This window comes from Oceanisphaera arctica (assembly GCF_002936955.1).
GTDB classification, from domain to species: Bacteria; Pseudomonadota; Gammaproteobacteria; order Enterobacterales; family Aeromonadaceae; genus Oceanimonas; species Oceanimonas arctica.
Map to the genome: position 1 here is coordinate 1 of NZ_MPZM01000081.1, position 6,172 is coordinate 6,172.

The following is a 6,172-nucleotide window of genomic DNA, read 5'->3' on the forward strand; positions in this document are numbered from 1 at the left end:
GGGCCTCGGCCAGCCCGGCTTCCGCCATGGCTGCGGCCGACTTCAACGCCAGATAACTGGTTTCGGAGATCATTTGACTGCGACGCAACCGGACCGCCGCGGTCACTTCGGCCTGGCGCAACCTGTATTCAGCCTCGGCCCGCGCCAGCTTGACCGTACGACCGTCGTCGCTCAGGGTGAGCAGCGAGTCGCCCTCGGAGACCATTTTCCCGAGTCTGGGCAGCTTGGTGAGGGTTCCGCTCGCCTGGGTCCGCAATACCAGAGACCTGTGGGGCAACAGTTGCCCCTGCAGCAGCACGCCGGGCTGGTAGGGCTCGGAATCGAAGGTCATTACTTCGACATGAAATTCCTCGGCGACCGACACCGGCTCTGCCGCGGGTTCTTCCACCTGCGCCTGATAGAGCTCGCCCCGCCACAGCCAGAACAGCACCACCACAACCACCAGTAATATCCAGCCCAGCCCCTTGTGCCGCGCCAGCCATTGCGTGAAAGCCTCCGCTGCCATCGGTGAAATTCCCTATCGAATAGAGTAGATATTCAGCTTGACATCCTCCCCCATCTCCGCACTTCGTGACTTCGATGGGGGATTCCCGCTAGTCACCCAGCGGGGCTTCCTCGTTCAACACGCCTTCACTAGGCACCAGTCGTCGCTAGACGACTTGCACCCCCGCTCCAGTCGCTCCAGAGGCTAACACGGCCAGCCCGACCGCTTTAATGTTGACTGCCGCCGCAACGTCCCGGTCATGGGTGGTGCCACAAGACGGGCACGACCACGACCGCACGTTCAGCGGCAGCGTGTCGTTGATGTACCCGCAACCCTTGGTGGGGCAGCGTTTTGAGCTGGGGAACCAGCGGTCGATCTGCACCACAGAGCGGCCCGCCCACTCTCCTTTGTACACCAACTGGCGAATGAATTCCCCCCAGTTAGCGTCCGCTATCGCCTTCGCCAGCGTGGGGCACTTCATCATGTTCTTCACCGCAAGTGATTCAACGCAGACAACTTGGTTTTCGTTAATGAGTCTGCGAGTCGCCTTGTGGGTGGCGTCTTTCCGGCAGTCTGCGATCTTGACGTGCAGGCGGGCTACTCGTAACCGGGCTTTAGCCCGGTTACGGGAACCTTTTGCCTTCTTCGCCAACTGGCGCTGAAGGTAGGCCAGTTTCGCGGCGTACTTTGAGGTGTACTTGGGGTTGCCGGATTTGAACCCGTCACTGGTGATGAACAGGTCTTTCAGGCCCAGATCTACCCCGATGGTCTTGGCGACAACCGGCAGAGCTTGGGTGTCAACCTCGTACAGACAACTGACAAAGTAGCGGTCAGCGGCGTCTTTGGAGATCGTGATGGTGCTTGGAATGCCGGGCAATGCCTGCGACCAGCGTACATCCAGCGGCTCTTTACTCTTGGCAATAAACAACTGACCGTCACGGTACTTGAATGCAGAGCTGGCGTAGGTGGCTGACTGGCGGCGGTGTTTCTTTTTGAAAACGGGGTACTTCGCCCTGCCTTCAAAGAAATTTTTGAAGGCGGTTTGCTGGTGACGGAGGGCCTGTTGCAGCGGAACGCTACTGGCCTCACTCAACCAGTCGAACTCTTTTTTCAATGCGGTCAGCCGGGCACTGGCGGCATTATAGTTAATGCTCTCGCCATCTTCGTAAAAGGCATCGGTGCGCCACTTCAGGATTGAATTATAGACAAAACGCACACACCCGAACGTCTGCGCCAAAAGCGCGACTTGTTCAGGTGTGGGATAGAAGCGGTATTTGAATGCGCGTTTTGTTTTCATGCTTACAAATGTAGCATATCATTTGTAAAAGCAGCAAACATAAGCACCCTTCGGGCGCTGCGCTTATATCCCCTCCCTTCCCCCTCCGGGCGGGCGTCAGGAAGAGGTCTTACGCGCAATCAGATAACAGTTCGGCAAAAACGAAACAGCGGGAAAGGTGAGGGGGAGTGGGGAATGGGGAATGGGGAATGGGGAATGCATAATACCAATTACATTAAACACTCGATCTATTTGACTGTCATGCCAATCCCGGACAAAGGGCCCGCTCCACCGACTCGCTCAAGCACCTCCTTGTGACGCTCAGCACATGACGTCCCTGTCATGTGATGGTCGGTGGAGCAGATCCCTTTGCCCTCCTTGATGCTCCGGCGTTGCCTGTTGGCGCCGTCTGCAGGCAACGCCGGAGTTCCAGAAGAGGCAACAGAGAACGGCCCCCTCGACCGTGAAATGCCAGGGCCGAAAAATGCTCCTGCCGTTCCGGCATTCCCGCCATCCCTGGCGGTCAGACGGCATTTCCGAGCCCCCATGGGGCGAGCTTGTCTCGCCGTGACGAACTGTTGCAGCCTGACCGAACATCCAGTGAATGTTCGCAGTAGGCTGCAATGGTGAGTGTCATTTACCAGTAACGTGTCGAGGGAGGCGGCTGTGTTGCCTCTGGTCTGGGGGCCTCAATATGACCAGATCATTACTGGGATTGGTATAAGGGGTATGCCGGTCATAACACCGGCATACCCTTTCTTTAATAAGCTTTATTCGCCTTGCTGACGCAATTTACGGCCGTGGAAGACGTAGCCTATCAGGTTCATCAATACCTGTGCCGCCAACACACTGGTCGTGCCGGTGTGATCATAATCGGGGGCGACTTCGCACAAGTCGATACCCACTACCTCACCACCGAACGCCACTCCCTGCAGGATTTCCATCACTTCATAATAAGTGAAGCCACCATGACTCGGGGTTCCGGTACCGGGAGCAATCGAGGGGTCAAAACCGTCGATATCGATGGTGATGTAATAATTTACCCCTTTGGGGATCAACTCCAGTACCCCTTCCACGCCCAGTCGGCGTACATCGCGCACGGACAGTATGGTAGAGCCCGCATCTTCTGCTGCCTTGTGATCCGCCCGGTTGGACGAGGAGACATTGCGGATGCCAAGCTGGGTCATGCCGGTGACGAATGCCTGCTCGGAGGCACGACGCAGCGGGTTGCCGTGACCGAAGCGAACACCGTGACGCTCATCGACGAAGTCGAGATGGGCATCGATCTGGATGATATGAATGGGCCCACGGCCCTCGAATGCGCGAATACAAGGAGCATTGACCGAATGGTCACCACCGACGACCACCGGCAGGGCGCCGGATTCCAGTATCTTGCGTACCCCATATTCGATATTCGCATGGGATTTCTCGGTGTTGGTATGTACCATGTCCGCATCGCCGATATCGACGATATCGACGCCATCCAGATACATCACATCCTCTTCATAGGAATAAGCACCACCGTGGCCGAAGGAAAACAGTGTGGATGCTTCACGGACTGCACGTGGCCCCATACGCGCTCCGGAGCGCCACTGGGTACCACAGTCAAAGGGCGCGCCCATGAAGGCAACGTCCGCCTTGATGTTGTCCCAGTCTTCGCAGATCCGCTTCTTCCCGAACGTGCAGAAACCAACAAACGGCAGGTTCAAGCGACCTTTTTCGTAAGCATTTTCACTCATGGTTTATCTACCCCTGTTTGACCAACGGCCTGACCGACCGGTGCTGTGTCTGATAAAACGCCCGGATGCCGATATAAGGTCTGAACGTCTGATACGAGACTCAGTATTGCAGGAGCAAACAAATCAAAAAATATAAAACTTATGATGTTTATATTATGTTTTTTGATGTTTTTTTTGTGAAGAAAAAGCTGCTGAGATTCCTGTCTGCTAAGTGCTCAAACAAAAACAAGGAGGGAAAAGGGTGTCTGCTTCGTCGACCCTCTGCGCCATGGATGGCGCAGCGGAGCCCCCATATAGGGTTCACGGCGTGCCGGAGAAACAGTACGCTTTGCCCGACGAAAATGCATGGAAATAAGGTGTGGCCTATGGTCAGCCCCTGGCCTTCTGGCTGGTGGCGGTCTTGATGGTGGCTTCTGCGTCTTCGGCAAAGAGCCTGACGATATCCTGCGGGGCGGGAGACGCCCGCATCGCCATGCTGAACTCCGATTGCCAGGTCAGACCCAGATGATCGAAAGCACGCAGTTCCCCACGCTCGACCCATTGCCGTGCGTAATGCGTCGGCAGAAAGCCGAGGAAGCTGCCGCTGGTGATCAGAATCGCCTGTGCTTCCATATTGGATACCATCGCGACATCCCGGGCTTTCATCAGCCCCTGCAGCTCCGCATGTTGCAGATAGGTACGAGAAGACACCGGATACTGCCTGAGGGTATCGAGGGTGATCTCCGCCTCCGCCTGCTCAAACAGCGGATGACGGCGCCCACAGTAAAAACCGTGTGCTTCCATGCACAGGTGCCGGTAACTCAGCCCCTTGTGCCGGTTATGGAACAGACCCAACGCAATATGCAGGTTGCCGTTCAGCAGCTCTCGCTCCAGCTCTTCGGGAGGCAGCACCACTAACTTGAGTGATACGTCGTTCTTCCTGCCGTAGAAACGATGGATAGCATCGGAGATGGGAAAGTCGTGATTGGTAATGGTGCTGTCAATCAATCCCAGCCGCAGCGTCCCGGTCAGCTTATCGCGCAATTCGCCAAGATCGGCTTCAAAGTCCGAAATGTTGTTGAGCATCTCGCGGCACTTGCGATAAACAAGCTGCCCCTTCTCGGTCAGGCTGAATCCACTCCGCCCGCGATGGCACAACTGGAATCCGAGCCGGATCTCGAAGTCACGGATATGCGTGCTGATCGCCGGTTGGCTCATCCCCAGTACCGACTCGGCACCGACAAAGCCACCATATTCCGCCACCGTGCAGAAGGTCAGCATATGTTTCATCGAGTAGCGCGCCATTCAGGCCTCCGATATTTCACTGTCTGAGCCGAAAATACATTAATTTTTAAAATGTATATATATTAAAAATTATATTTATGGATGAACTGATACTGATCAGATTAAGTATCTGATCAGATATTCGGTTGGAGCGCCAAAGGCAACACTGGGTGGCCCGAAGACGGCACCAACAGGCGGCTCTGAACAAAAAAGCCCCCATCAACTGAAGCTGATGGAGGCTTTTTATTCACTCGTTTAGCTAACTGACTAGTCCAGCTGGCTGCGCAGCCAGTTCAGTACCTGAACGTAGTTGACCGGCAGCAGGGGCTGCAGCTGGTCGAGGGCGGTTTTGGTGTCCGCATGGTTGTCGAGGCAGAAGTTGATGTGCCCTACCTTGCGGCCGGGACGCACTTCCTTGCCGTACCAGTACAGCTCGGCGCCGGGTACCGACAGCCAGGCATCGTTGCGCTCGGTACCCACCAGGTTCACCATCACGCTGGTGTTTTTAACGGTGGGCTGCACCAGGGGTAACCTGGCCACCGCACGCAGATGAGCCTCAAACTGACTAATGTTGGCGCCGGCCTGGGTCCAGTGACCGCTGTTGTGCACCCGTGGCGCCAGTTCGTTGATCAGCAGATGATCGCCGACCCGGAAGCATTCCATCGCCATCACGCCCACATAATCGAGGTCGTTCATCAGCTTGCCCAGCATCTGCTCGGCTTCGGCCTGCAGATGGGCCAGCCGCGCCAGCGGGGCTACCGAGCCCAGCAGGATGCCGTTCACATGCAGGTTCAGGGTCAGCGGATAGAAGAAACACTGACCGTCGGCACCACGCATGCCCACCACCGACATTTCTTCGTCGAAGTCGATGGCCTGTTCGGCAATGGCCTGCTCGTGCCAATCGTCGGGAATGGCGTCAAGGCCCGGCTCGCGCAGCCAGTGCTGACCGCGGCCGTCATAACCGCCGGTGCGGCGCTTGAGTAGCACCCGCTCGCCCAGTTTCTGATGCAGCGCATCGGCGCTGGTGTCGGTTTCAACCAGCTGCCAGGGCGCGGTGGCGAGATCCAGCTTGTCGATCAGCGACTTCTGAGTAAAGCGGTCGGCCAGAATGGGGAACGTCTCGAGGTTCACAAACGCCGGATGGGCGGCCAGCTGACGGGTAGCGGCGGTGTCCGGCCACTGTTCCCGCTCGGCGGTCACCTGCTCGTGGGGCTGCAGCGGAAAGGTCTCTTCCGACTCGATGTCCACCGGACGCACGTCGAGATTAAGCGGCATGCCGGCGTGTTTCAGCATCTGGCCCAGTTGGCCGGCGCCCAGTACCCAAATACGGCTCATGCTTCCTCCCGCGGGTCGGGGTTGCTCAACACGGTCTCGGTCTGCGCCTTGCGGAAGGCCTCCAGCCGCTCGGCC

Annotated in this window: 4 protein-coding genes and 1 pseudogene; all 5 read right to left on the bottom strand. The window is 57.0% G+C overall.

What is annotated here, in order from left to right; translation table 11 throughout:
* A pseudogene (locus UN63_RS16485) lies at nt 1-505 on the bottom strand (efflux RND transporter periplasmic adaptor subunit); the annotation flags it as partial.
* 145 nt (nt 506-650) lie between these two features.
* The gene (locus UN63_RS16490) at nt 651-1,781 is read right to left on the bottom strand and encodes an RNA-guided endonuclease InsQ/TnpB family protein (RefSeq protein ID WP_104488583.1); all 1,131 of its coding nucleotides are present in this window, start codon (nt 1,779-1,781) and stop codon (nt 651-653) included.
* A 749-nt stretch (nt 1,782-2,530) separates the two neighbouring features.
* Entirely contained in the window at nt 2,531-3,499 is a 969-nt protein-coding gene (locus UN63_RS16495; RefSeq protein ID WP_104488584.1) for an agmatinase, read from the bottom strand.
* A 369-nt stretch (nt 3,500-3,868) separates the two neighbouring features.
* Nucleotides 3,869-4,768 carry a LysR family transcriptional regulator gene (locus tag UN63_RS16500; protein WP_104488585.1) on the bottom strand — a complete coding sequence of 300 codons (900 nt, stop codon included), beginning with the start codon at nt 4,766-4,768 and terminating at the stop codon, nt 3,869-3,871.
* A gap of 261 nt (nt 4,769-5,029) precedes the next feature.
* Nucleotides 5,030-6,097 carry a 5-(carboxyamino)imidazole ribonucleotide synthase gene (purK, locus tag UN63_RS16505; protein ID WP_104488586.1) on the bottom strand — a complete coding sequence of 356 codons (1,068 nt, stop codon included), beginning with the start codon at nt 6,095-6,097 and terminating at the stop codon, nt 5,030-5,032.
* Nucleotides 6,098-6,172: the final 75 nt, after the last annotated feature.

Coding starts and splice junctions, on each gene's coding strand:
- UN63_RS16490 (WP_104488583.1), bottom strand. CDS start 1,781: ATGAAAACAAAACGCGCATTCAAATACCGCTTCTATCCCACACCTGAA.
- UN63_RS16495 (WP_104488584.1), bottom strand. CDS start 3,499: ATGAGTGAAAATGCTTACGAAAAAGGTCGCTTGAACCTGCCGTTTGTT.
- UN63_RS16500 (WP_104488585.1), bottom strand. CDS start 4,768: ATGAAACATATGCTGACCTTCTGCACGGTGGCGGAATATGGTGGCTTT.
- purK (WP_104488586.1), bottom strand. CDS start 6,097: ATGAGCCGTATTTGGGTACTGGGCGCCGGCCAACTGGGCCAGATGCTG.